This window comes from Psychrobacter okhotskensis (genome assembly GCF_013248965.1).
Classification (GTDB): domain Bacteria; phylum Pseudomonadota; class Gammaproteobacteria; order Pseudomonadales; family Moraxellaceae; genus Psychrobacter; species Psychrobacter okhotskensis.
The window spans coordinates 34536-60103 of sequence record NZ_JABRVQ010000021.1; the positions used below are offsets into that span (position 1 = coordinate 34536).

Annotated in this window: 23 protein-coding genes; 12 read left to right on the forward strand and 11 right to left on the reverse strand. The window is 43.8% G+C overall.

Going from position 1 to position 25568, the window contains the following annotated elements; all coding sequences use genetic code 11:
* Positions 1-69: 69 nt before the first annotated feature.
* Both HQR03_RS10540 and HQR03_RS10545 read left to right on the forward strand, forming a co-directional pair.
* A complete protein-coding gene (locus HQR03_RS10540) occupies positions 70-1122 on the forward strand; it encodes a pyridoxal phosphate-dependent aminotransferase (protein ID WP_173240142.1) in 1053 nt (350 codons plus the stop codon).
* Between the two features lie 277 nt (positions 1123-1399).
* Positions 1400-1777, forward strand: a complete 378-nt coding sequence (locus HQR03_RS10545) for a hypothetical protein (RefSeq protein WP_173240143.1) — start codon at positions 1400-1402, stop codon at positions 1775-1777.
* Positions 1778-1923: 146 nt separating this feature from the next.
* Here the strand turns inward: HQR03_RS10545 and HQR03_RS10550 are convergent, their stop codons facing one another.
* Complete coding sequence (locus tag HQR03_RS10550) at positions 1924-3582, reverse strand: alkaline phosphatase D family protein (protein ID WP_173240144.1); 1659 nt, start codon at positions 3580-3582, stop codon at positions 1924-1926.
* A 224-nt stretch (positions 3583-3806) separates the two neighbouring features.
* The gene (locus HQR03_RS10555) at positions 3807-4196 is read right to left on the reverse strand and encodes a hypothetical protein (RefSeq protein ID WP_173240145.1); all 390 of its coding nucleotides are present in this window, start codon (positions 4194-4196) and stop codon (positions 3807-3809) included.
* A gap of 334 nt (positions 4197-4530) precedes the next feature.
* Here HQR03_RS10555 and HQR03_RS10560 point away from each other — a divergent pair, with 334 nt between their 5' ends.
* Positions 4531-5535: a hypothetical protein gene (locus tag HQR03_RS10560; RefSeq protein ID WP_173240146.1), complete on the forward strand. Its 1005-nt coding sequence runs from the start codon at positions 4531-4533 to the stop codon at positions 5533-5535.
* 130 nt (positions 5536-5665) lie between these two features.
* On the opposite strand, the gene HQR03_RS10565 is transcribed toward HQR03_RS10560, so the two are convergent.
* Positions 5666-6181: a hypothetical protein gene (locus tag HQR03_RS10565; protein WP_025650961.1), complete on the reverse strand. Its 516-nt coding sequence runs from the start codon at positions 6179-6181 to the stop codon at positions 5666-5668.
* 320 nt (positions 6182-6501) lie between these two features.
* On the opposite strand from HQR03_RS10565, the gene recJ reads away from it, so the two are divergent.
* A complete protein-coding gene (gene recJ / locus HQR03_RS10570) occupies positions 6502-8325 on the forward strand; it encodes a single-stranded-DNA-specific exonuclease RecJ (protein WP_025650962.1) in 1824 nt (607 codons plus the stop codon).
* A 255-nt stretch (positions 8326-8580) separates the two neighbouring features.
* On the opposite strand, the gene HQR03_RS10575 is transcribed toward recJ, so the two are convergent.
* The 6 genes from HQR03_RS10575 to HQR03_RS10600 all read right to left on the reverse strand — a co-directional run bounded on the left by HQR03_RS10575 (position 8581) and on the right by HQR03_RS10600 (position 14427).
* A complete protein-coding gene (locus tag HQR03_RS10575) occupies positions 8581-9246 on the reverse strand; it encodes a trimeric intracellular cation channel family protein (RefSeq protein WP_173240147.1) in 666 nt (221 codons plus the stop codon).
* Between the two features lie 368 nt (positions 9247-9614).
* Positions 9615-10250 carry a trimeric intracellular cation channel family protein gene (locus HQR03_RS10580; protein WP_101211494.1) on the reverse strand — a complete coding sequence of 212 codons (636 nt, stop codon included), beginning with the start codon at positions 10248-10250 and terminating at the stop codon, positions 9615-9617.
* 15 nt (positions 10251-10265) lie between these two features.
* Entirely contained in the window at positions 10266-11450 is a 1185-nt protein-coding gene (locus HQR03_RS10585; RefSeq protein ID WP_101211495.1) for a multidrug resistance efflux transporter family protein, read from the reverse strand.
* A gap of 70 nt (positions 11451-11520) precedes the next feature.
* A complete protein-coding gene (gene queE, locus HQR03_RS10590) occupies positions 11521-12252 on the reverse strand; it encodes a 7-carboxy-7-deazaguanine synthase QueE (protein ID WP_025650966.1) in 732 nt (243 codons plus the stop codon).
* 246 nt (positions 12253-12498) lie between these two features.
* Positions 12499-13320 (reverse strand): 2,3,4,5-tetrahydropyridine-2,6-dicarboxylate N-succinyltransferase, encoded by an 822-nt coding sequence (gene dapD / locus HQR03_RS10595; RefSeq protein ID WP_025650967.1) that lies wholly within the window; start codon positions 13318-13320, stop codon positions 12499-12501.
* Between the two features lie 165 nt (positions 13321-13485).
* Complete coding sequence (locus HQR03_RS10600; protein WP_173240148.1) at positions 13486-14427, reverse strand: alpha/beta fold hydrolase; 942 nt, start codon at positions 14425-14427, stop codon at positions 13486-13488.
* Positions 14428-14809: 382 nt separating this feature from the next.
* Here HQR03_RS10600 and HQR03_RS10605 point away from each other — a divergent pair, with 382 nt between their 5' ends.
* From HQR03_RS10605 to HQR03_RS10625, 5 genes are all read left to right on the forward strand, one after another.
* Entirely contained in the window at positions 14810-15952 is a 1143-nt protein-coding gene (locus HQR03_RS10605) for an FAD-dependent oxidoreductase (protein WP_173240149.1), read from the forward strand.
* A gap of 324 nt (positions 15953-16276) precedes the next feature.
* Positions 16277-17275 (forward strand): arsenosugar biosynthesis radical SAM (seleno)protein ArsS, encoded by a 999-nt coding sequence (arsS, locus tag HQR03_RS10610; RefSeq protein ID WP_173240150.1) that lies wholly within the window; start codon positions 16277-16279, stop codon positions 17273-17275.
* Positions 17276-17287: 12 nt separating this feature from the next.
* Entirely contained in the window at positions 17288-18133 is an 846-nt protein-coding gene (locus HQR03_RS10615; protein WP_173240151.1) for a DUF547 domain-containing protein, read from the forward strand.
* A gap of 34 nt (positions 18134-18167) precedes the next feature.
* Positions 18168-18887, forward strand: coding sequence for a TIGR04283 family arsenosugar biosynthesis glycosyltransferase (locus tag HQR03_RS10620; protein ID WP_173240152.1), 720 nt, complete (start codon positions 18168-18170; stop codon positions 18885-18887).
* A gap of 15 nt (positions 18888-18902) precedes the next feature.
* Complete coding sequence (locus HQR03_RS10625; protein WP_173240153.1) at positions 18903-19523, forward strand: TIGR04282 family arsenosugar biosynthesis glycosyltransferase; 621 nt, start codon at positions 18903-18905, stop codon at positions 19521-19523.
* A gap of 97 nt (positions 19524-19620) precedes the next feature.
* Here HQR03_RS10625 and mtnP read toward each other — a convergent pair whose 3' ends face one another.
* Both mtnP and HQR03_RS10635 read right to left on the reverse strand, forming a co-directional pair.
* Positions 19621-20511, reverse strand: a complete 891-nt coding sequence (mtnP, locus tag HQR03_RS10630; RefSeq protein ID WP_173240154.1) for an S-methyl-5'-thioadenosine phosphorylase — start codon at positions 20509-20511, stop codon at positions 19621-19623.
* A gap of 83 nt (positions 20512-20594) precedes the next feature.
* Positions 20595-21068: a GFA family protein gene (locus HQR03_RS10635; protein ID WP_173240155.1), complete on the reverse strand. Its 474-nt coding sequence runs from the start codon at positions 21066-21068 to the stop codon at positions 20595-20597.
* 826 nt (positions 21069-21894) lie between these two features.
* Between HQR03_RS10635 and HQR03_RS10640 the strand changes: the two genes are divergently transcribed.
* The 3 genes from HQR03_RS10640 to HQR03_RS10650 are packed head-to-tail and all read left to right on the forward strand — an operon-like array spanning position 21895 to position 25546.
* On the forward strand, positions 21895-22914 hold the full coding sequence (locus tag HQR03_RS10640) for a TAXI family TRAP transporter solute-binding subunit (protein ID WP_173240156.1): 1020 nt from the start codon (positions 21895-21897) through the stop codon (positions 22912-22914).
* A gap of 6 nt (positions 22915-22920) precedes the next feature.
* Complete coding sequence (locus HQR03_RS10645; RefSeq protein WP_025650976.1) at positions 22921-23478, forward strand: DUF1850 domain-containing protein; 558 nt, start codon at positions 22921-22923, stop codon at positions 23476-23478.
* Positions 23479-23488: 10 nt separating this feature from the next.
* Positions 23489-25546 (forward strand): TRAP transporter permease, encoded by a 2058-nt coding sequence (locus tag HQR03_RS10650; RefSeq protein WP_418889573.1) that lies wholly within the window; start codon positions 23489-23491, stop codon positions 25544-25546.
* The last annotated feature ends 22 nt before the right edge of the window (positions 25547-25568 follow it).

Consider the following 25568-nt stretch of genomic DNA (forward strand, 5'->3'; position numbering starts at 1 on the left):
AGTAGAGCAGTAAGTTTGATACTGCACATCGTAATTTTGGTGTTGATATAAATTAGGCGTATTACTATAGTGCTTACCAAGCAATTATTAGAGCTGAACTCTAACGAAAACTCACTGGGCATGGCAGACTCTGCCAAACAAGCTATCCTCGACTCTTTGCGCATCGGTTTTCGTTATCCAGATGATCAACGCGCTGCGCTTATTAGTCGAATTGCCAAGATAAATGGCGTGATCGAAAGCGAAGTGTCACTTGGCAACGGCTCTAGCGAAAACATCCGAACCGTGGTGCAGATGCTATTAAATCTTGCATTTAAGACCGGCAAGCGCTTCCAAGTGATTGTGCCTGATCCTACTTTTGCTTACGCTGAGTTGTATGCCAGCTCGCTTGACGTGCCCGTCATCAAAGTACCGTTGAAGCCCGAAAGCTACGATTTTGACTTTCAAGGTTTGCAAAAAGCTGCCGACGATTTTGATGGCATCAGCCTGTTTTATCTTTGCAACCCTAACAATCCAACTGCCACCATTACCTCAACCGCGCCTTTTAAACATTGGGTAGCAAACGCTCCTGCAAACCACTATTTCTTATTAGACGAAGCCTACTCAGAGTACGTCAACGACCAAAGCTTTGAGAGTGGCGTCGAGTGGGTAAAGCAGCAGCTAACAGCCAATCTAATTGTCGTTCGTACCTTTTCGAAGCTATGTGCTCTGGCTGGCATGCGCGTCGGTTATGCCATTGCCAATCCATCTATGATTGCGGCTATCGAGGCCTTTACTTCTATCGATAATACCAACCTTTCAGGTGCCGTTGCCGTGCTAGCAACCCTCGACGATGAGGGTTTTTTAGCCCGCAGTTTGCACAATACCAATCAATCACGGCAGATGGTTGAAGCGACTTTAGATGAGTTGGGGCTGAGCTATCTGCCCTCACAAGCTAACTTTATTTTTCATGAGGTCAACGGTGAGGTGAAGATTTATATGGACAGAATGCGCGAGTATGGCATTGTGGTCGGTCGCGAGTTCCCACCGATTGAGGGTTTCAGTCGGCTAACGCTTGGCACGCCTGATGAGATGGCTGTCTTCATTAAAGTACTAAAGTCGTTTCGTCAAAAGGGTTGGGTGTGATTAAGCCAGATAGAATAGTTTCATAATTAGAAAAGGGGAGTTGCCTAACGTACAGCCTCCCTTTTTTATTGCAATAGGATAGAGGAGCCAGAGCTAATATTTCATTTTTACCAACATCAAACGCAGTTTTACATATCCTGTCTTAAAAAATATCACGTCATCTTATAGTATTGACTCATAAAGCACGAACGAACAAGCAGCAGATTACATGCTGGACAGTGGCGATAAAATCAGGCGTGCTAACGTATATTATAATTTTAAGGTCAGGGATATATCCATGTTTGATATCAAATCATTTTTTAAAAGAGAAGTAGAAAAAGAACTCATCAATGTAGACGATTATATTTTTATGCCTGAGCGAGTAGAGATGGAGCTAGAGGGCGGATTATTAAATTGTGTACTCAACAGTGATGGTCGAGTCGATATTTTTTATAGTAAGCAAGGCGTGACAGAGGTTAGCTCGGCATCACGTAAGCACCCCTTTACGGCATTCGAAACTGAGCTATATCATGGTGTTTATGATGACGTTATTAATGATTTGATCAAAGAAGTAGACAAGATTATCGATGGCTCTTCTAAGTATTTTAGTCGCAGCAAAATACTGCCCTTTACAGCAGCGCTGTCACAGAGTCCAGTTGATAAAAACAAGTTCTAAGCCAAGCTAATACGCTGAGAGGAGTGAACGATACAAAGACTCAGCAACAAAAAGGGTGCGTTATTTATAACGCACCCTTTTTATTATTTTGTATTCTCAACGAACATTACTTTAACGCTTTAAATATCTGTAGTACTTAACGATACTTATATTTTCACTCCGACGGCTTTATTTGCAGCAGCTAAAGCCGCGACATTGGCGATAGGACGAGATTGACTGCCCTCAACCAAATGATTGGTCTTCGTCTGGGTATACAGCCCTTTGGCAAAGCGCGTACCGTCATCACGCTCAGTCAGCGTGTCGGTATAGTACCATTCACACTGACAAGCCTCTTCAGTGATATCGAGTAGCATATAGCCACGATCGGTCTGATTGTTGAACTTCTGATGTGGATTTAGCTCAATGCCTGCTGTCTCAGGGAAAGGTAACGAGGTCAGCGCCGGACAGACGAACTCTACCGCTATTGAGCCCTCGCCTGTCGTTGGATTATAACGGCTTGCATCAAACGGATCTTTGCATATATCAAAGGCAAAAGAGGCGTGATAATCGCCAGTTAATACGACGGTATTGTCGATACGATTGTCTTCGATAAAGTCGAGCAAGCGAGTACGTGCGCTCGCATAGCCATTCCAGATATCGCCAGAGTTGGTCGCAAAAGTGCCTCTAAAGGGCGCTAGAATGACTTGTTGTCCCAGTATCTGCCATGTCGCTTTGCGGCGTTTGCCTTCTTTCATATTTAGATAGAGCCAGTTTTCTTGCTCAAGTCCCAACAGTTGACGTTCAGGCTCATTGCTGGCTTTCGCATCGAGCTTTTCTCGACCAAATATACGCGTGTCTAGCATATTTAGATCAAACAACTTACCAAACTCAAAGCGTCGATAAATCCTCAGCTGGCTATCCAGTTCATTGCTGCTATCGTCACGAATGGGCATCCACTCGTGATAGGCGCGAACCGCTGACATTTTACGTTCTATATAGCTGCCTTTGCTTTCAGTATGGAATCCAGCACCACCTTTCCATGAGTTGTCTGCAATCTCATGATCGTCCCAAACGGCGATAAAGGGGTGTTGACGGTGGCATTCTTGCAAGTCAATATCAGTACGATAGCAGGCATAGCGACGACGATAATCTTCTAAGCTAATAATTTCGTTTTTGGGCTCTATCGGACGCTCTTCGATCAGTGACTGGTCACGATAAAAGCCTTCTGGATACTCGTAAATATAATCACCCAAATGCAGGACAGCTGATATATCTGCTTGCTTAGCGATATCTGCATAGCCATTAAAGTAGCCAAAGCCATAATTGGAGCAGGATACCACTGCCAAGCGCACGCGGTCTATTGCGCTCGCAGGCAAGTCTGGCTGTGGAATAGTGCGTGTGCGACCAGTAGGAGAGAGGTAGCCTAAGGCTTCAAAAATATAATAGTAGGTGGTGTCGGATTTTAGGGACTTGGCATCGACTTTGACGGTAAAATCAGACTCTGAAGTAGCCAACGCTCGGCCTTGAGTGACGATGTTTTTTAGCTCAGGATCGGTAGCCACCGTATAGCTGACAGGAATACTGGTAGCATTGATGCTACCGTCATTGGTGATGCGCGTCCAGAGTATTACTCTATCTTGTAAAGGGTCACCGCTGGCGATGCCATGTACAAAGGGTGATGCGCCTTGATAGCCCAAGTCGTCTACTTTATCTAAGGTATTCGAGTTGGTGGAGTCATCGTCTGATGAGCAAGCACTTAGCTGGGTCAACAAAGTACCCGCCACCGTTACTTGACTACCTAGTTTTATAAACGCACGTCTTTTCATCTATCATCCTTGATATCTGTTAAAAGTAATGACCATTTAAAGTCAGCTTAAAATAACTAGGATAACAGCAATTCAGCTAAAAGTACTGCTAATAGTCGACTGATTTTGACAACTTATCCGATTTATATAAGGCTGGCTATATTTTAATAATCTATATAAATAAGCTGAGTTAAGCAATCGCTAACCCAGCTTATGTTAGCTCCAAAAATACAAAGCGTTTTAATTTATTTGGTGAAATTTGCATAACAGGTTTGTAGAGATTTGGCGACGACTCTGGTCACCAACTGTGTGCGGTATTGGGTGTCTATCGCTGCATTACCCAATTCAACAAGGGTCACTTGCTGCGGTGCTTGCTCACTGACACAGCCACAGACATTGCTTTTTATCGCTTCTTCTTGTGTTTCAGTCATGGCTACACTGGCAATGCGCCAGGCACTTTGTTTTTCGATCTGACTACGGCACTGATTATCAACTGCTGCTTTAAATACGTTCATACCGATATTATTTGCTGTACCAATCGCATTGCCAGCATTAGTATTCATACCGTCAGTCGTTGTGCAACCCGCTAGGGCGAAGGTAGCAAGCATAGCCGTTGAAATTAAGATTTTTTTCATGGGTTAGTCCTTTAAGGTCTTGATTGATTTTAAAGTGTCTGTTTGATAAAACTGACATTGGTAGCAAGGGATAATCGCTAGGCGAAACGTGTTTTGTCCAAGCAGGTCGTATATTATCAGCAAAACTTATCAATGACACCATCAACCATTATCTTAAACCTCACCTTACCTCTGACTTGCGTGGTTTTTATAAATATTCACCAATTCTTTAAAATAATAAATGGTTTAAATAGCTAATCTGGATAGGTTTTATTTTTAAATAACCGTTCATTACTATATCTTGTCCTGAAGTTTTGGGTATGATTAACAATAATTGGCTGCTACGGGTAATCCTATGTTATTACGCCTATCTGTATTATATATGCTCTCTATAAGTGCGGTTTCGTTTACTCATGCCGCTGATGTGGTATTGCCGGATTCATTGATTGTGGACTTAGTAGAGCAGCATTGCTCGTCCCCACAACCAAATCCTGAGGTAAATAAGGCAACTAAGGCAAGTCTTGACCTTGAGTATGATTGCTCCGATAAGTATGACGATGCCGATGGCACTGAGCAAAGCATGGATTATAGTCTGCGCTTATTGTCTTTGATGACGCAAGATTTTAACCGCGATGGGGTTGAGGATGTAGTAGTAGAAATTGAGTCTTCCGGCCCTTTGGGTGGCAGTGCAACGACCAACAGTGCGGTGCATTATCTGCTCTTAGATAAGAATAATCGCGTTATTAACGAACATGAAGTGCTACTGTACGCGCCGTTTAGTGAACATATCGTCGAGTACGAGGTGAAGGGCAATCGCATACATTATGCAGCTGTGCCTAACTATCGCTCACATCCTGAGGCTTATGACAATGGTGAGCTGATAGAGCCAACGATAAGTTTCGATATTAATTGGATAAAAGGCGTTCCAATAAGCACGTATTATCGGGACAACTGCCAATTGTCAGAAGAAACGGATAAGCGGATATTTGCCAATGCACCTAGTGTGAAGCGCATTGCTACCATTGATATTCATGACTATACCCAGCTGGTCGAAGAAAAACTGCATATAAATAATATGCAAGTGTCCGCCGAACTGGGTGGCTGCGATACCAAAAGTGTGCGCTTTAGCATTCAGCCGAGTGCAGGACACAACTTGCCAGTTTTAGCAGATATTTTGCAAACCTTGATTCCAGTGACGTCTCAGCATAAGCCACTTAGAGAATTATTAAAAATGGATCAACAATCGCAAATTGTATTTGGCGAGGTAATGAGCTTGTCAGACAATTGGTCGGGGCAGGTACATATCGAGCGCGGTTTTGAGAATGCCAGTGTGATAATCAACATAGCGGAACAAGATTAGGGATATCGTCGTTTAAAGTGAAAAAATACCGAATGCATTTATAACAGTATCAACAAATACAAAAAACCCGCTAAGGCAATAAGTCTTAGCGGGTTTATTTTATAAAGCTATTTTCTATTGTTTAATAGCGTTAGACATTCTTACCGTGTTGCTTTTGCTGAATGTCTTTTGCAAGCTTGTAGCACTCATTGATATGGTCATTGGCGATTTTTTTGAAAATCATATAGCCCATGGTGGCTGCAACCATTTGACCACCCAGCGGGATGAACTTCGTCACTTGCTTGGCAGCGATACGACCACCGAAACCTTGTACCGTCTTTTTGACGATACCGCGTGTCGCCATTAAGCCTGCAAAATCGACAGTACGATCTTTCAGCGCGCCCCAGTGAATCGCGCGCGACTCTAGATCAACTGCTGATTGACGGCCTTCAATCAAACCAAAGCGTTCACTGATTTCTGGCAATAGCTGAGTAAGCATGCCTGCATCCACAGCGACATCAAAGAAGGGTACAGGAACGATGGCGACACCAGCAGAATATTTGGCACGTTTTTTGACCAGCTTTTGGCAGTCTTTCTTTACTTTTTCCAAGTCTAAGCTAGGATCGATGGTATTTGGTAGTTTTTCAGCCAGTGGTGTGGTTTTCATAACGCATCCTTATAAATAGTTAAAATAAAAAAATCAGATTAAAAGTCTCAATAGATAACAAGTCTCTCAGTTGGTTACTATTTTATGGATTTATAAGCGGCATACAATCATTGCTTTGTAGCAAAATGCAGAAAAATACGGTCACTATGCACCGTTTTTGTAAATGCGCAGTTATGTGCGCTAGACAGGTAAGCATGGATAACTTGGTTTATGCAGGCAGTAGAGTATGATTTATTGCAATGTAATGCAATAAAAAATGATAAACCAAGCCGCTAAATTTTATCATTGTGACCCTCTGCCAAAGCCAGTAGAATAGCACCATGCTAAATTTAACCCCCCGTTATACCAGCACTCGCACTGACGAGCTGCCCACCGCGTTGCAACCACTTGCCGCCCAATCATTAACGCTCGCTCGCTTGTATGCCGCTCGCGGTATTACCCAGCCTGATGAGCTTGAGACTGGGCTTTCTGGTCTTCTGCCCGCTGAGATGTTGCACGGTGTCACTGAGGCGGTGCGGCTATTAGATGTCGCTATTGATAGGGGTCAGCGTATCCTAATCGTTGGTGATTTTGATTGTGATGGCGCGACCAGTACCGCGCTGATGATGCGTGCACTCACGAAAATGGGTGCAGTCGTCGATTTTTTAGTACCTGATCGCTTTAAGTACGGCTATGGTTTGACGCCAGAAATTGTCGAATTAGGCATTAAGACGTATCAGCCAGAGTTGATCGTCACAGTAGATAATGGTATCTCAAGTCATGAAGGCGTGGCGCGTGCGCAGGCCGACGGCATCACTGTCATCATTACGGATCATCATCTGACGACCAAAGAGACACCACCTGCAGAAGCGGTGGTCAATCCCAATCAACTCGATTGCAGTTTTACTAGTAAAGCGCTCGTAGGGGTCGGTGTGGCTTTTTATGTGCTCGGACGTTTAGCCAAGCTGCGCCGTGAAGCCAATAAATCTACCGTGCAAGTCAGCCAATATTTGGATTTGGTGGCGCTCGGAACGATTGCGGACGTTGGAGTGCTTGATAAGAACAATCGCATCTTGGTGCATCATGGACTGACGGCTATCCGCCAAGGGCGCTGCTGTCTGGGTATCTTGGCATTGCTTGAGCAAGCGGGCCGTGATCCCAAAAAAATGCAGGCGCAAGATTTTGGTTTTGTGTTAGGACCTCGTATCAATGCTGCCGGACGTATGGACAATATGCGCATTGGTATCGAGTGTTTATTGACCGAAGACTGGAGTACGGCGCAGCGCTTGGCGCAAGAGCTTGAGCAGCTAAACCGTACCCGTCGTCACGTAGAAGGCGAGATGCGCGCGCAAGCAGATAATATTGTGCAAGCATTAGCTACTGTTGCAAATGAAAACGATGAGAATACTGCTACTGACGAGAGCGATGAAATCCTTATTCAGTCTAAAACTGATAAAGAGACTGTGAATAATCAAACCCGCAGCATTGTTTTATATCAAGATGACTGGCATCAAGGCGTTATCGGTATCGTCGCTGGACGTTTGAAAGAAAGTCATTATTTGCCCAGTATCGTTTTTGCACCAGCAGATACAGAGCGTACAGGTGACGACGATGCCATTAAAGGTTCGGCGCGGTCTATCGCTGGCGTGCATATTCGTGATGCGATTGAGCAAGTTGCTGAACGCTATCCTGATCTAATCAGCCATTTCGGTGGTCATGCGATGGCTGCTGGGCTAACCTTGAAGCGTCGCAACTTTGACGCCTTCGTGACGGCTTTCGATGCTGTTATGGCAGAGATGGAGGATGAGGTTTTTGCCGAGCAAAAATTCACCGATGGCCCCTTGCAAGCAGGCGACTTTAGCTTATGGTTTGCTGAGCATTTGGCCAATGCCAGTATTTGGGGTCATGGCTTTGCACCGCCGATATTTGATGGGGTGTTCGAAGTATTGAGCTTTAAGATACTAAAGGACAAGCACCTCAAATTATCACTGCGTTATCCTGATGTGCAGTATCCGATTGAAGCGATTTATTTTAACTTCGATAGCGAGGTATGGGATTATCGTGCCGAAAAAGTGCACGTATTGTTTCAGCTAGACATCAACGAGTGGAACGGCAAACAAAGCTTACAGCTGATGGTAAGGGATTTAGCTGTGGTCAGTGAATAAGCATATTGCTTTATTATAAGACTACGAATAGACAATAATAAGGCGTCAACTGAGTTTAAAGTTGACGCTTTTTTAATATTTGCATTCTAGGGCGTGTCTTCATTTCAGAAATGGCGATAAAAATGAGATAAATTGCCGTCAAACAAGAAAAATAGCGTAGATAATATCGGGATATTAACAAGCTATTTGACGATATTTACCCATTTTTAGCCCATTTAGATGACTATCGAGTGAATTGAAGACACGCCCTAGGGTTTAGTATTTCCATTCAAGAGCAGGAAACTGCCAATCGTAGCGAATGGCGAGCATTCTTATCGTAAAAATCGTCATCATGGCAGAGATGTCAGCAACCCAATCAGTCACGCCTAGGTTGTGCAGGGCAAAGTAGAGAATGCCGCCCGTTAAAGCCGCCGTGATATAAATCTCTTGCTGCAATACCAGCGGAATCTCGTTGCAGATCATATCGCGGATGATACCGCCGACAATAATCGTAATCACCCCAAGTAATAATGCCACGGGTACATTGGTGCCCATGCTATCAGCAACCTTGATACCAATTAGGGTAAAGGCAGACAGACCGATGGTATCGGAGAGCTTGAGGAATCTATCGACGCGCCTTGAGTTGGGATGAAAAAATATTTGCGTCGCTAATGAGCAGAAGGTAATAACGGTCAGATAGCTCATATCTACCATCCAAAACAGCGGATGACGATCCAAAATCACATCACGGACGGTGCCGCCGCCGATAGCAGTGACGATCGACACCAATAAACAGCCAAAGACGTCGAACTTTTTATGTTTTGCCAGTATCGTCCCTGAAATACTACAGGCCACAATGCCAATCATGTCAAACAAGTAGAGCAAAGAACGCGGGTCGAACGTCGTGATCAGTTCCGTAGGATCCAATGCGATAGTCAACATGAGCGAGTCTCAGTAAGTTTTTATGATAATTATATAATCATTGTAAATCAGGGTCTGTTGAACATTCAAATATTAGGACTGCTGATTGCTAAAATCGTCCCAAACCTTTTATCAAATCAGGCGTAAACCGACGATAATGTCGAGACCTTAGCTAGGTTTACAACAACGTTTGGGGTGATTTTAGTACCAGACTTTCAGGGCAGGGCTATTTTTTGCCAATACATGGCGAAATTATCTAACCTAGAATGACTAGGCCTCAAAAATTTCACTGCGTATTGTCTAAAAAATAGCCACTGCCAGTGCCACATTTGAATGTTCAACAGACCCCAATACAACAGCGCTTACTTTTTAAACCCTATAAACTGGTCTTATTTAACCAAGCGAATAGAAGGAAGATGCCAATCAAAGCGCAGCGCTAACATACGCACCGCAAAGATAACGCCTAGCATCACGAATTCATTTAATCCAGCATCCATGCCCAAACTGTCAAGCAGCAGATAAGTGACCGAGCCTGCGATACTGGCAGAGATATAAATCTCGCGCTGCAGCACCAACGGTATCTCATTACAAATAATATCACGCAGCATACCGCCAATAATGGCTGTCCAAACGCCCATCATAATGGCAATCACTGGTGACATACCTTGGGTCAATGCTATCTTAAAACCGATGACACTAAAGGCTGCTAGCCCAATGGCATCGAAGAGTTTGAGGGCGTTATCAATCTTATGATAGAGATGAAAAAAGATTTGCAGGACAAGGGAGGTGATAGTGATGACAATCACATAGTTGAGATCGGACATCCAAAATAGCGGATGGCGATCTAGCGCCATATCACGTAGCGTACCACCGCCAATGGCATTGACCATTGAAACTAAGATACAGCCAGCAATATCAAAGCCTTTATGCTGAGCGAGCAAAGTACCGGCGATAGCACAAGCAATCACGCCAACCATATCGAGCAAATACAGCAGAATATCAGGAAAAATAAAATTATTCATCATAGCGTTATTTCGGTCTCATCCATCTTTGGCAAATAGTACCAATCCCAACATAATCAATCCAATACCTACCAACCCCAGTGCCGAAGGTATCTCATTATTGAGCAACAATATACCGCCAATCAAGGCAAATATCACCTCGCTGGCTTGGGTAGAATCAACGCCCGCCACTTCACTGGAGGTGACGGCTTGTTCGCGCGCATATAAAAAAATACTGGTTGCTGCTACCCCTGCTAACAGAGCCACGAGCAAAGTATTGAACAGCTGTGTGCTTTCGGGTAACTCAGGACGCACTATAATGCCTAAAACCAGCCAAAATGGCAAACTACCTAGAGTCATTAGCCATACTTTATTAAAGGCATTTTGCAGCAGCACCGTTTCGATAGCGGGGATACGAGCAATCAAGGTTTGTAAGGGTGAGTGCGTTTCAGCCGCCGTTTTGGCTTTTAGCTTTTCAGGGTCAATATCAGTGTCGGTTTTGATACTAGAACTATCAGCATCCGCTGAGTGAGTGCTATCGACAGGTAAAGCGTAGGCTTCTGTGACGAGTGGTTGGTTGTGAGTGTCAATAGTACTTTGCAGAAGGCTGTTTTCTCTGACCTTGCGCTGCGCAGCGCTATGCTTGCGAGCGTTGTGAGACACCTGCCAGACCAACTGATTGCCGATTGGATAGCTAAAAGCGGCTATCAGTGCAGGCAGCGCACCATACAGTAGCATCTCTGCCATTGGGGTGGCATTTATACCTCCGAGCGCAGCAGCGCGCAGACCTTCGCTGACATTGACCAGTATCACTCCGATGAATACCAGCATGGCGTAAAAAATGAATTTTTTGTCAAAGCGTTGCCCAAATGCCAGTAGGACGAGGAGGCTAGTCACCACGGTAAACATAAATGTCGCCGCCACCACCCAACCGGCGACATGATCACCGGCATAACAGATGCCCGTGTAAAAGATACCAAAACCAATACTGCCAGTGATACACCAAAAACGCCAATGCTGACGAAAGATAATCGCCAATTCTTTGATACGACTAAAACCATGCTGCATAACGATAATAGCGGTGATAATCAGCCACATAAAGACATAGCGGAGACTGGCTGACCAAAACCAGTGACCACCTGCATCACTCATCAGCTCGTTTAAAATAAAAGTGGAACTAAAGAACGCACCCGCCAACAAGCCGAGTAAAATGAGTTTGACCATCCCTGAATCCTTACCGTCGGCTATATGTCGGTTCGTTTAGCGGTTTTTACCTGCTTTTTTATGTGCTTTTCTATTTGCCTTTGGCATCTGCCCAGATGATTTTGTGCAGTTGTAATTGAAAGCGCACGGGCAGGGCATCGGCCAATATCCATTCAGCCAACTCGCGCGCCAATACTGGCACATCGGGGCTGGCCTCTTCGTCAATATCGTCTGCGACATTAAACATCGGAGAAAACCAAACGGTGCTGACCAATTCATTTAGCTTATGCTCGATCAACATGGCTTTTGCCCACTCATAATCGGCATGGTTCATGATGACGAACTTAAGCTGATCATGCTGAGTCAGATAGTCCAGATTTGACCATAGGTTTTTATCGACTTCGCCTGAGCTTGGCGTTTTGAGATCCATCACTTTACTGACTGCTGGCGGTACGTTTTCTACCGTGAGCGCGCCTGCAGTTTCAAGCGAGATTTCATAATCATCACTCAGTAAGCGCTTCATCAGTTCAATGGCATTCGGCTGTGCTAATGGTTCGCCACCCGTCAGACAAATACGCTTGCAAGGATAGCTTTTGATGGTCTCTATAATGGCTTCTAGCGACTGACGTTCGCCGCCCGTAAAGGCATATTCGGTATCACAATAAACACAGCGCAGCGGGCAGCCGGTCAAGCGTACGAATATCGTCGGCAAGCCTGAGGTCAGTGCTTCACCTTGCAAAGAATAAAAGATTTCTGTCAAACGTAGACCCGCTTCAGGATCAGTGACAGGAATGGCGGCGGTGCGTAATAGTGATTCACTCATAATATGTCAAATACAGTTAAAGATTGATAATGAGATTAAGCATTTATCAATCGTAATAAAAAGGCAGGTTCTGGTATGGGAGTTTTGCGTTTGGATAAAGCCAAACCAAAAAAATGGATTATAACGCAACAGCCTATATTAAGCTGCAAAAAAGATGCTGGAGGATGACTCCAGCATCTTTATGTAAAACAATGATTGTACGTGCTAAATGATTGTACGTGCTAAATGATTATACGCTGTACATATTTAGGCTAAACGTAATAACTCATTTACTGATGTTTTAGCACGGGTTTGTGCATCGACTTTTTTGACGATGATAGCTGCATATAAGCTGTGTGTGCCATCTTCTGATGGTAGGCTACCTGGTACGACAACTGAGCCTGCTGGTACACGGCCACGATGAATCTCGCCCGTTTCGCGATCATAAATACGCGTTGACTGACCGATAAATACACCCATCGAGATGACTGAGCCTTCTTCAACAATAACGCCTTCAACGATTTCAGAACGCGCACCGATAAAGCAGTTGTCCTCAATAATCGTTGGATTGGCTTGTAATGGCTCTAATACACCGCCGATACCAACACCACCTGACAGATGCACGTTTTTGCCGATTTGAGCACATGAACCTACGGTCGCCCACGTATCTACCATCGCGCCTTGATCGACATACGCGCCAATATTAACATACGACGGCATCAATACCGCACCGGCTGCGATGTATGAGCCTTTACGGGCCACGGCTGGTGGCACTACGCGTACGCCAGCTTCTTTGAACTGTGCTTCGGTCCAGTTGGCAAACTTAGTTGGCACCTTGTCATAAAACTGTATGTGCTCACCAGCGGCTTGCACGTAATTATCGTTTAAGCGGAACGATAGTAAGACGGCTTTTTTTGCCCACTGATTGACGACCCACTCGCCATCCTTTTTTTCTGCAACTCGCAGTGTACCGTTATCTAACTGCTCAAGCACTTGCTCGATAGCATCACGCACATCTTGTGGCATAGTAGATGGGCTGTATTCGTTGCGGTTTTCAAAGGCTTGTTCGATGGTTTGTTGTAATGACATGGATAAAAATTCCTAAGATGAATGAAAAGTAAATAAATGAATCTTATAGTTAAAGATAGCGTCAAAAATCGACTAAAAATATTGCCTGCCACATTGTCGCTAATTTGACGACTTTTAGCAAATAAGTTGGGCGCAAAGGTCTGTATTGATAATAAGTAATGCCATTTAGAACGATGAGCTATTGCGCTCTATCCATTCTAAGATATCGTGATAGACCACCTTGTTCGCCTGCTCGTGAAGGGGCTCATGGCGCATGTTTGGGTAGAGCTTTACTTCCACATTATTGAAGTTTTGTTTCTTTAGGCGACTGACAATGTTGCGAATGCCGCTGCCCATATCACCGATGGGATCACTTTTGCCACTGACAAAGAACAGGGGAAAGTCTTTTGCAATCGTCGCAGCCCAGCCTTTATGGAGACCTGTTGTCATCAAGGTGAATAGCGTCATAAAACCATTGTTAGTAAAGTCAAAACCGGTGAGTGGATCGGCTTCATAAGCGGCGATATTGGCGGGATTTTCACTGATCCACGCAAACTGCGAGTCAGAAATACGGTTATCAAGTTTGCTATTCAGTACTTTGTTCATTACTTTAGCAAATACAGTATTTGGTTTTTTTGGTGCCGCTTTGGCCAATAGTTTATTAATAGGTAATAGTACTTTGGTCAATGGGTTGGCGTCTGCAGTGCCCATTAAGATGGCCCCAGCAAAGTCTTGGGCGTGATGTTTGAGTACATTACGGACGATAAACGAGCCCATAGAGTGACCCATAACAAAGTGCGGCACATGGGGATGACGCGATTTTAGGCTATCAGCCATAACGATGACGTCTTGTAATAAAGACTGCACTGGATGCTCACTGCCAAAAAATCCCAAATCAGCCTTTGTTTTTACCGTTTGACCATGACCGAGCTGATCGTAGGTTGCTACTGCAATACCATTATCAGCCAAAAACTGAGCAAAGTCTGCATAGCGACCGCTGTGTTCTGACATGCCGTGGACGATTAGTAAAGTGGCCTTAATTTTTTTATCACTATCACGCGGCTCAAAAAATGTATGATTCAGATAGTGGGTATTGTCAGAAGAGGTGATCTGGTCAGAGGTACTCATAAGCGTAGAATCCTTGCATGGTTAGAGAATGAAAACAGACTGTTTCTAAATTTTTTAAGCATTGAGCGATGGGTGCTAAATGCATGGTCAATATGACTTATTTACAAATTAAGCAGCCAGTCAGGTTTTATAATTGGGATGAATGATTGCTACCATCAATTTAATCATAAAGCCTTATCAGGTCAATATTATTTACTGCGGCGTCGTTATCGTACAATAGTCTTGCTTTAAATGCTTTTAACTTATGTTTTAATTTCGATAGCGTTTTTATCTTTCCTAAGTTTCCAGCGTTGGTACACCCTAGTAAACCAGTCAAAACTATTTAAAAGTATCAAAAACATTGAGCGATAAAATGCCCATAAAAAATATACCTATAAAAATAATGCCCTTAAAAAAGTTGCTCTTGGTAGGTGCTGGTCATGCGCATATTGGTCTGTTGCGTCGACTCCGTGGGACGCCTCTAATAAATGCGGATATCACATTAATCAGCGAGCAACCGCAGTCGATCTATTCAGGTATGTTGCCTGGCTGGATGGCGGGGCACTATATACTAGATGATATCCGTATAGATATTGCGGCACAATGCAAGCAGGCTGGCGTGCATTTCATTCAGCAGCCAATCGTAAAGATAGACGCCAAATCACAGCGAGTCATGACCGCTGACGACTATGATCATAGCTATGAGGTAGTGTCGTTAAACACTGGCGCGGATACGGATATGCACTGGTTAAATAATGCTGACACTAATAATGCTGACACTAATAGTGTCATTGCGATTCGTCCGTTACATAGCTTTGTGAATCAGTGGTCGCAAGTGCTTGCTACCGCTCAGCGCTCAGCACATTATCAATTGGCTATTATCGGGGCTGGCGCAGCGGCAATCGAGCTGGTTATGGCTGCCCAAGTCGCCTTGCAGCGTATTCACCCGAATCATCAAGTGTTTTTAATCTGCGGTGATGTGCTATTGGCTGGTTTTAATCAAAAGTTTAGACATCGTGTTATCAAGCAGCTTAATCGTCTGGGTATTGAAGTTATCTACGAGCGCGCCATCGCCTATCAGAATGGGACATTGATTACTGAGAGAGCGTCATTGCAGCAATCCTTTTTAATGGATGCGGTTATCGCTGCCACTGGCGTGACTGGTGCAGCGTGGACAGCCAGTACAGCCAGTACGGATATTGCCACAGTTGACAACGGCTTTATCGCAGTAAACGCGCTGCAGCAAAGTGTCTCTCATAATAATGTATTCGCCGTCGGTGATGTGGCAACGCGCGTGGATAAAGATGTCGCGCACTCAGGGGTTCATGCCGTACATGGCGGTGCAGTCGCAGCAGATAATTTGTTAACTTTTATGGTAGATCAAAATAAACCCTTACAAAGCTATCAGCCCAAAAATCGTACTTTGTATTTATTATCTTGTGGCGATAAGTATGCCATTGCCAGTTGGGGCAGTGTGAGTTTGCAAGGTCGCTGGGTTTGGTATCTTAAACGCTATATTGATAAGCGTTTCGTCAATGCAAATTAAGCTATAGTCAAATCCATATAAATCCGCCACACCGTTATCCTCGCTAAGCGTGCTCATGTATCGCTTACACCCAGCTTCCTTGTATCGTAATAATTTGAATTCAACTATGACTGGCACTAATACTGTGAGCTATTCTCTCAACATATTTTCGATAGCTTATAAAGATTGGATATATTTATTGAATACACAATGATTAAAAATGCTAGTGACATAATAGGGTATCATTGATTAGATAAACTTGATATTAACTGCAAATCGATTAGAAGAATAGTAAACAGACTCTAAGCAGTTGAGTAAATATCACAACACGGATTCTATAATTTTATGAAATCTACCATTGAACTACTCGAATTTACTGACTTTCCAGCCATCAAACGTCGTGAGTTAACTACGCTACAAGTGAACATGGGCTATTTGTGCAATATGTCCTGCGTACATTGCCACGTGGCAGCCAGTCCTTATCGTACGGAGATGATGTCGCGTGAGCTGGTCGAGCTGATACTGGACGTACTAAAAGTACAAGATATGGATACGCTTGATTTAACCGGTGGCGCGCCTGAGATGCATGAAGACTTTAAGTATCTGGTTACCGCCGCGCGCGCTTTGGGTGTCAAAGTGATTGATCGCTGTAATTTAACGATTCTGATGGCAGAAGGCTATGAGGATATGGCGCAGTTTTTGGCAGACAATGAAGTCGACGTGGTGGCATCAATGCCTTGTTATTCATTAGAAAACGTCGATAAGCAGCGCGGCAAGGGTGCGTTTGACGACAGTATATTGGGACTGCATAAGCTCAATGCCTTAGGTTATGGCAAAGCTGGCTCAAACTTAACGCTGAACCTCGTTTATAACCCGCAAGGCGCCACGCTACCGCCCAATCAGCAACAGCTAGAGGCGGACTATAAACGTGAGCTAAAAGAACATTTCGATATCGAATTTCATCAGTTATTTGCTTTGACCAATATGCCGATTCAGCGCTTTGGTGCGGTGCTATTGGCCAAAAAACAATTCCATCCCTATATGGACTTGCTCAAGGCCAATTACGTGGCTGGCAATTTAGCCGAAGTCATGTGCCGCTCGACGATCAGTGTCAATTGGCTGGGAGAGTTATTTGATTGTGACTTTAACCAGCAGTTAGAGATTCCAGTACCCAACAAGTCCCGTCGGCATCTGAGCGATTTATTAACGCAAAATCCTACTGGCGATGATATTGCGATTGCAGATCACTGCTATGGCTGTACAGCAGGACAGGGAAGTAGCTGCGGTGGCGCGCTGGAAGAAGAGACAGCAGGGCAGACAATAGCAAAAACATCCTCGATCTAAACGGAGTTAATTATGAACATCTTTAATAACATAAGTAAGAGTACAGGTAGTTTTTCAAGCAAGCGTTTACTGATTAAGACAGCAGTAGCTACTTCTGTGCTATTGGCTAGTATGGCAAGTTATGCTGATTTTAATCATAGTACTTGGGATAGCTTGCTGAGTAAAAATGTCACTATGACCAATGGTGGTAAAGCCTCGGTCGTTAATTATAACGGTATGAAAGCGGATCAAAGCAAGCTTGATAGCTACATGGCAGCAACTAGCAAAGTCAGTCAATCAGAGTTCAATGGTTGGAGCAAAGATGAGCAGTTGGCATTTTTGATTAACGTCTACAATGCTGGCACGGTAGAGTTGATACTGACTAAGTATCCGAATCTCAAATCGATCAAAGATATCGGTGGGATATTTGGCTCGCCATGGAAACAAGATTTTGTCACGCTATTAGGCAAAAAGCGCTCGCTTGATGACATCGAGCACAATCTAATCCGTGGCTCAAAACGCTATAACGAACCACGTATTCACTTTGCCGTAAACTGCGCGAGTATTGGCTGTCCAGCATTATTGGATGATGCTTTTACAGGTAGTAAATTAGATAAACAGTTAGAGCAAGTTACGAGTAAATTCCTCTCGGATAATAGTCGTAATCGTCTCAAAGGTAATACCTTAGAGATATCGCCAATTTTTAAATGGTATAAAGAAGACTTTGAGTCGAATTGGCGCGGTACCAAAGATTTGGAAGGATTCTTAGCTCGTTATAGCTCATCTTTAGGGCTTAATAAATCGCAAAGCGCTGATTTAAAAAGTGGCAAAACTAAGATCGACTATACTAGCTATAATTGGAATCTGAATAAGAAATAATACTGATAAAACATAACAGCGAGCACTGCCAATTATGACCGCTATAGCTACGGTTTCTATTATTATTCCAGTAATAAATGAGGCGAATAATTTGCCTCATTTGTTTGCCAATATTAACAGTCTAAAGCCAATGCCACAGCAAGTTATCTTGGTCGATGGGGGCTCAAACGATGATTCTATTGGCATCGTTCGAAGTTTTATTAATGAGTTAGTGCTTGGCAGTGAGTGTAAAATTGATTGGCAAGTTATTACGTCCAAAGCAGGGCGTGCGCGGCAAATGAATGCGGGTGCAGCATTAGCCACTGGCGATGTTTTGCTATTTTTACATGCCGATACGCGGTTGCCAATTGACGCTATCGATAGTATTTCTAGGGCGATGACACTAGCAAACTGGGGACGTTTTGATGTGCAGCTAAATAGTCGTCAGCCGATGCTTTGGGTGGTCAGTGCCCTGATTAATTGGCGCTCACGTTTAACTCATATCGCTACAGGCGACCAAGCTATTTTTATCAGTCAATCTTTATTTGCGCAAATGGGCGGCTATCCTAATCAAGCGTTGATGGAAGATGTTGAATTATGCAAGCAACTAAAAGGTATTGCTAAACCTGCTTGTCTGAAAAATAAAGTCATCACATCAGCAAGACGTTGGCAGCAGTATGGCACATGGCGGACGATTGTCTTAATGTGGCAGTTACGTTTTGATTATTGGCGTGGCGTGTCGGCTGATAACATTAACGCGCGTTATTATAAATAATAGAAAAATTTCAATATGACTCAAAATCAAAAAACCTGCATTATTATTTTTGCAAAATTCCCTGCACAGGGCATGGCAAAGACCCGTTTGCAACCTGCGCTTGGCATTGATGGTGCAGCGAGAATGGCACGGCAATTACTTTTACATAGTATCGAGCAAGCTGTGGCTACGGGCTTTAGCATTGAGCTGTGTGTCAGCCCTGCGCCAAGCGATCCATGCTGGCAAACGCTTGGTTTGCCTGACTCGCTGCGATGGTCAGAGCAAGCAGATGGTGATTTGGGTTTGCGTATGTTCACGGCGAGTCAACAAGCATTAGCGCGTTTTAAGCAAGTGATTTTGATAGGCACAGATTGTCCTAGCCTTAGTTCTATCATCATTCAACGGGCTGCACAGCGATTAGACACTCAGGATAGCGTGATGATACCAGCCTTTGATGGCGGTTATGTGCTGTTTGGCTTTAAACAAGTTGCTGCTCGTTTATTTAATGATATCCAATGGAGCACGCCGAGCGTAGCAAAGATTACTCAACAGCGCTTGGTAGAATTGAGCTGGTCTATAGCGTTGTTAGCGCCTTTGCCTGATATTGATGAGCCTGAAGATTTACAGTATTTACCTGAAGGCTGGCTTGATGGTTAAAAGCTAAATGATATTAAGAAGCCATCAAACTATTTGGTTGACCCTATTAGGTTGGCGATAGTTTGATGGCTTTTTTGTTGACCATAAATGCGTACTGCTAAGGTAATAATACTAAAAGTCTGGCCTTAGTCTCATCGCTCATCGCCTCTACTGGCGTGACTAACGCTTGAGCTAAAGCCGTATGAGCAATAGAGTCGGGCTGTTCTGCTGCGAGTAGGGCGACTGCTTGCTTAATAACGTGCTGCGCATTATCGGCGTTTTTCATCAAATTTTGAATAGCATAATCAGCGCTAACGGCTTCCTCAGTCGGATGCCAACAATCAAAATCTGTCACTAATGCGAGCGTTGCGTAAGCGATGCTAGCTTCCCGCGCCAGCTTGGCTTCTGGCATATTCGTCATGCCGATGATGTCAGCGTTCATTTGGCGATACCAGTGTGACTCTGCACGAGTCGAGAATTGCGGGCCTTCGATACACACATAAGTCGATTGTGCATGACATTGCCCTTCATTGATATTCGCTTGAGTGTAAGCGCGATTCAGAATATCAGCGACTTTCGGGCATAAAGGATCCGCCATCGAGACATGCGCAACTGCACCTTTACCAAAAAATGTGCTGGCACGATGTTTAGTCATGTCGATCATTTGATCAGGGACGACCATGTCTAACGGTTTAAGCTCTTCTTGCAATGAACCCACCGCTGATACTGAAATGATATAGCGCACGCCTAGAGTTTTTAGCGCATAAATATTGGCGCGATAAGGTACTTTAGAAGGTGTAAATTTATGCCCTTGACCATGACGGGTCAAAAAAGCAACGGTCACACCATTCAATTCCCCTAAGACGATATCGTCAGAAGGTTTGCCATAAGGGGTTGCGACACTAATGCTGCGTTTATTCGTTAAGTCCTGCATTTGATACAGACCGCTGCCGCCAATGATAGCGATGTCAGCAGAGTGTTTTACAGTGTATTCTTCTTTTAAAGTCATAAAACGTTTCCAGATGTTTGACAATAGGTATTTAACTAAAAAAACTTAATAAGGAAGATAACTAGTTTTTTGAACGGATACTGCTAGCGCTTAGTGACTCTCTTATACATTCCTTGAGCCAGCTCCTTAACCGCCATTGTCTGACTTTGCACAACACCGTTATATTTAGGCAGATTGTCGTCCACATCTTTAACACGGCGATTGTAAAACAGATGCATCGTCGGCTCAGGTAGAGCGGCTGCATTAGGGTAATTATCGGTAGGAATGAAAACCAGAGCACCGCCCACAGCCATCTCTATACTAGGCTTATGACAGCGCTTACACAGTCCGCGGCTGATATTCGGTGGCATTTTCCAACGACGAAAACGCGTTTTATTGATATCCAGTTCGCTGACATCCGACTTAAGCAAAACCGTAACATCGTTGTAAGCCTTACCCGTATAGTCCTGACAGATAGTGCAGTGACAAATAAAGCGAGCTATCGGAGTATGGTTAATCGTATAAGTGTTGCTATAACAAGAGCAAGAGCCTTCTTGCGGCGTAAATTCGGTGCTCATCGGTCAATCCTTTTTTTATAAGAGAGATATCATTATTTTCGATTCTAAACTATGGTTTCAAAATATAGCACGATAGTCAGTTCTATATAACTTGGAGACTATTAAGACGAGTGAAAGTACTCGCAATAGTAGATTAATTGAGCCTGACAGCTTATATAACTTATATGGTATTGACCATATCCTAGCTTGCTAGTGTAGCCGCTTTCGATAAGGGTAGTAATTATTATTCGTTGATTTTCAGTTATTTAGAATGTTTTTCTAAGGTACAGTTAATCCTAAGAGACTATCTATTACAGACACAAAATAAATGCAGAAATATAGTTTAAAGCGTGTCTTCATTTCAAAAATGGTAGTAAAAATGAGATAAATTGCCGTCAAACAAGCAAAATAATGCAGACAATATCGGGATACTAACTAGCTATTTGACGATGTTTGGCAAGATTTAGCCATTTTTAACCCATTTAGATGACTATCGAGTGAACTGAAGACACGCCCTATTCATTCTTGGTAAGCATTTTTTGACTCCGTAATAAATAACCTTGATGCTATTAAGACGATGATAAAGGTTTACACTGTGCTTAATTTTTGTTTAAATAGCTTTAATAATGAAACTTTGTTTCGCATAGCAGAACTTTACTAAACAAATATCAATACTCCGAATCGCTATTTTTAACTCAAGTTGCTTTATCTACAAGGTTTTGAGACATAAAAGGCTTTGGTTTATTTATGGTGGGAATTGCTATACTATTACAAGTCTGTAACGCATTAATATTTATATAGTGATGCCGTTAGAGGTATTAAATCGATTATTTCAAGGATGAATGCAATGTTCAACTCTCTAAAATCTCCGTTATTTTTATCAGCGATGCTAAGCGCCACTTTAGGCTTAACCGCATGCTCATCACCAAGTTCAGAAAATACTGACAGTACGGCAACAGATAGCGCTGCTACTGACACTGCTGCCGACAAGCTGGATACCAAGTTTCTTACCATCGCTACTGGCGGAGCATCTGGCCCTTACAACATCATTGGTACTTCATTATCAGAAGTCTATGTCAAAACCTTTGGGGTGAACTCAAAGACGCAAACCACCGGCGCTTCAGTCGAAAACGTCAATCTGTTGACCCAAGGTAAAGTCGACATGGTATTGGCGCTCAGTGATGTGGTCACCGACGCGATCGAAGGCAAAAACAACTTTGATAAGCCAATTACCAACATCCAACAAATTGCGGTCTTGTACCCTAATGTGGTGCAAATCGTCACCACCAAAAAATCTGGCATCAAAAATATTGAAGACTTACGTGGTAAGCGTATCGCTGTGGGCGATCAAGGCTCTGGCACAGAAGTCAATGCTCGAACGTTATTAGAAGGTTTCGGTATCACGTACGATGATATCACTGTCGATTATTTGGGTTTTTCTGAAGCGGCGGATGGCATGAAAGCGGGTAAAATTGAAGCAGCTTTCTTTAGTAGTGGTCTACCGAACTCTTCATTGATGGAGCTAGAGCAGGGCTTGGACTTACAGTTAATCACCATTAATCAAGACAAGCTAAAAGAAATCATTGCAAGTAAGCCTTACTTTAAAACCTTTGAGATTCCTGCTGGCACTTATGGCAATGACGCCGCGATTCCAACCGCAGCGATTATGAATGCATTATTGGTTAGCTCTGATTTGTCTGAATCTGATGGTTACAAGCTGACCAAAGCGTTATTTGACAATTTAGACGGTTTAAAAACAGCGCACCAAGCGGCCAATGATATTAGCTTAGAAACGGCTCGTGAAGGCATGGTTGCACCTATCCATCCTGGCGCCAAAAAATACTATGATGAACAAGCCGCTAAATAAGCAGTTATGGTTACTAAAAATAAGACATTATGGCTAATAGCTGGCGCAGTGCTCATTGCTGCGCTGGTTTTTTTTATGCTGTGGCATCTCTTTGTCCGTCAGCCTGTGGTGGAAGTTCGCGTCGCAGGTGTTGACGGTGCTAATGACAAGGTTTGCTATTTCGTCGAGCCTGACTTTCAATTGCGCTGGATACATTCTGTAGAAAAACAATGGTGGGAAGAACAGTATCAGCGTATAGACGGCAGCAGTACAGAAGACGCTGAACTGCTGCTGACCACCACTTATTTTGAAGCTTTTGGCGCAGGTACACCCTCTACTGAGGCGCTTGCTCCCATACAAAAACCTGGCTATCTGGGTTATCAAATCAATGAGAAACTGCCCAAGCTTAATTGGGTGGTCTCACGGCTTACCAAAGGTGAGATTGACTATGGTAACTATCGGATACGCATTCACCGCTGGGTGCCAGACTATTCTGAAGTAACGATCATGCCGACAGCGTATGGTTTCATTGATAGATTTAACAAGGACTTGTGTCATGAACTCCCAAGTGACGGATCACGATAATTTGACAACGATGTCAGATAACCATATCAATAACGATAGCGACTCGCCTATACATTCTCATCCTGACGTTGAGACTAATGTCGACGCTGAGCTTGAAGCGCAAGCCCATAATAAAGCCATATTAGAAAAGTACGACCGAGAGTCCATCACGCGCCATATCACTCAAGGACCAGTGAAGTATTTTATCGCTGCAATTTGCATTTTTTATTCTCTGTTTCATTTGTATATCACTTTTAATCCCATGCCAGCGCTGCTACAGCGCTCTGTACACGTGGGTATTGGTTTTGCCTTAATTTTCTTAATTTTTCCAGCGAGCAAAAAAAGCAGCCGTCAGCGCGTGGCATGGTATGACTGGCTTTGGTTTGTCTTTTCCCTATCTGGGATGGCTTATTTGATCTACAAATATCAAGATATTGTGACCTCACGTGGCGGGATGGCCAATCAGACGGATGTGATTTTCTCGTTGATTACCGTGGTCTGCGTATTAGAAGGTAGTCGCCGTATCACAGGTTGGATTTTGCCAATATTGGCAGGGATATTTTTGGCCTATCCATTTGTCAGTCATTTGGATTTTATGCCAGACCGGCTACTGACTCGTCCTTATGACATGGGTGATATTTTTGGTCAATTATTTCTAAAAACCGAAGGTTTATATTCTGTTGCGATTGGGGCATCGGTTACTTTTATCTTTTTGTTTATTTTATTTGGTGCATTTTTAGCGCGCTCTGGTATGGGGCAGCTGTTTAATGACTTGGCACTCGCGCTAGCTGGTGATAAAAAAGGCGGGCCTGCCAAGGTTGCGGTCATCTCAAGTGGCTTTATGGGTAGTATCAACGGCTCAGCGTTATCGAACGTTGTCAGCACTGGTACCTTTACCATTCCGTTGATGAAAAAGGTCGGTTACCACAAAGATTTTGCCGGTGCAGTAGAGGCAAGTGCTTCTGTGGGTGGCCAGATATTGCCGCCGATTATGGGTGCCAGTGCATTTATTATGGCAGAAACAACAGGGTTGCCGTACAGCACGATTGCGTTGGCAGCATTATTACCTGCGATATTGTATTATCTTGGCGTTATTGCTCAAGTACATTTTCGCGCTGGTCGTCGCGATCTGAAAGGCATTGCCAAAGAAAGCTTACCAGCTGTCAAAGAGGTCTTAAAAGCACGTGGGCATATGCTATTGCCGATTGTATTTTTGGTCTTCTTACTAATCAGAAACGTGCCCGTTGGTTATGCAGCGGCTTATACCATTGGTTTTACTGTCATCGTTAGTATGCTGCGAAAAGAGACCAGAATGGGTTTTTCTGACATTTTGGGTGCATTAGAAGATGGTGCGCGTCAGTCGCTCGCCGTGATGGCTGCTTGTGCGGTCGTCGGTATTATTATCGGGGTTGTGAGTCTGACCAGCTTTGGGACGGTTATGACCTCATCGATTGTCACGCTTGGCGCAGGATCGTTATTCTTCACGCTCATTTTGACGATGCTAGCCTCAATGGTGTTGGGTATGGGACTACCGTCTATTCCTGCCTATATTATTACCGCGACCATGGCAGCGCCGGCATTGGCAGGGTTTAATATTCCAATTTTGTCAGCGCATATGTTTGTTTTCTACTTTGGTATTTTTGCCAATATTACGCCGCCCGTGTGTCTAGCAGCCTTTGCTGGTGCTGGTATATCTGGTGGAGATCCGATGAAGACAGGGTTCTTGTCGCTCAAACTGGCACTAGCCGGATTTATTGTGCCATTTATGTTTATCTATAATCCGACGATGCTGATGATAGATCCAACGGGCTTGGCAGTAACGGCCAAAGATTTCCCATTGCCTCCTATTATCGATATCATCGCAGTGGTAGTGACTTCGGTCACAGGCGTTATCGCCTTAAGCTCAGCGCTGGAAGGGTATTTTAAAGGTGTCATGAATCCAGTAACGCGTATTATCTTGGCCATTGGTGCCTTATTGTTGATTTATCCTGAGATTACCACGGGATTATTAGGCGGCGTCATTGTCCTTAGTATTGCTATATTCAATATAAAAACAGCTGGCAAGCCAACGCCAACTTTAACCGTGTAAAGCGTTGGGTTTGGAGGCTTTA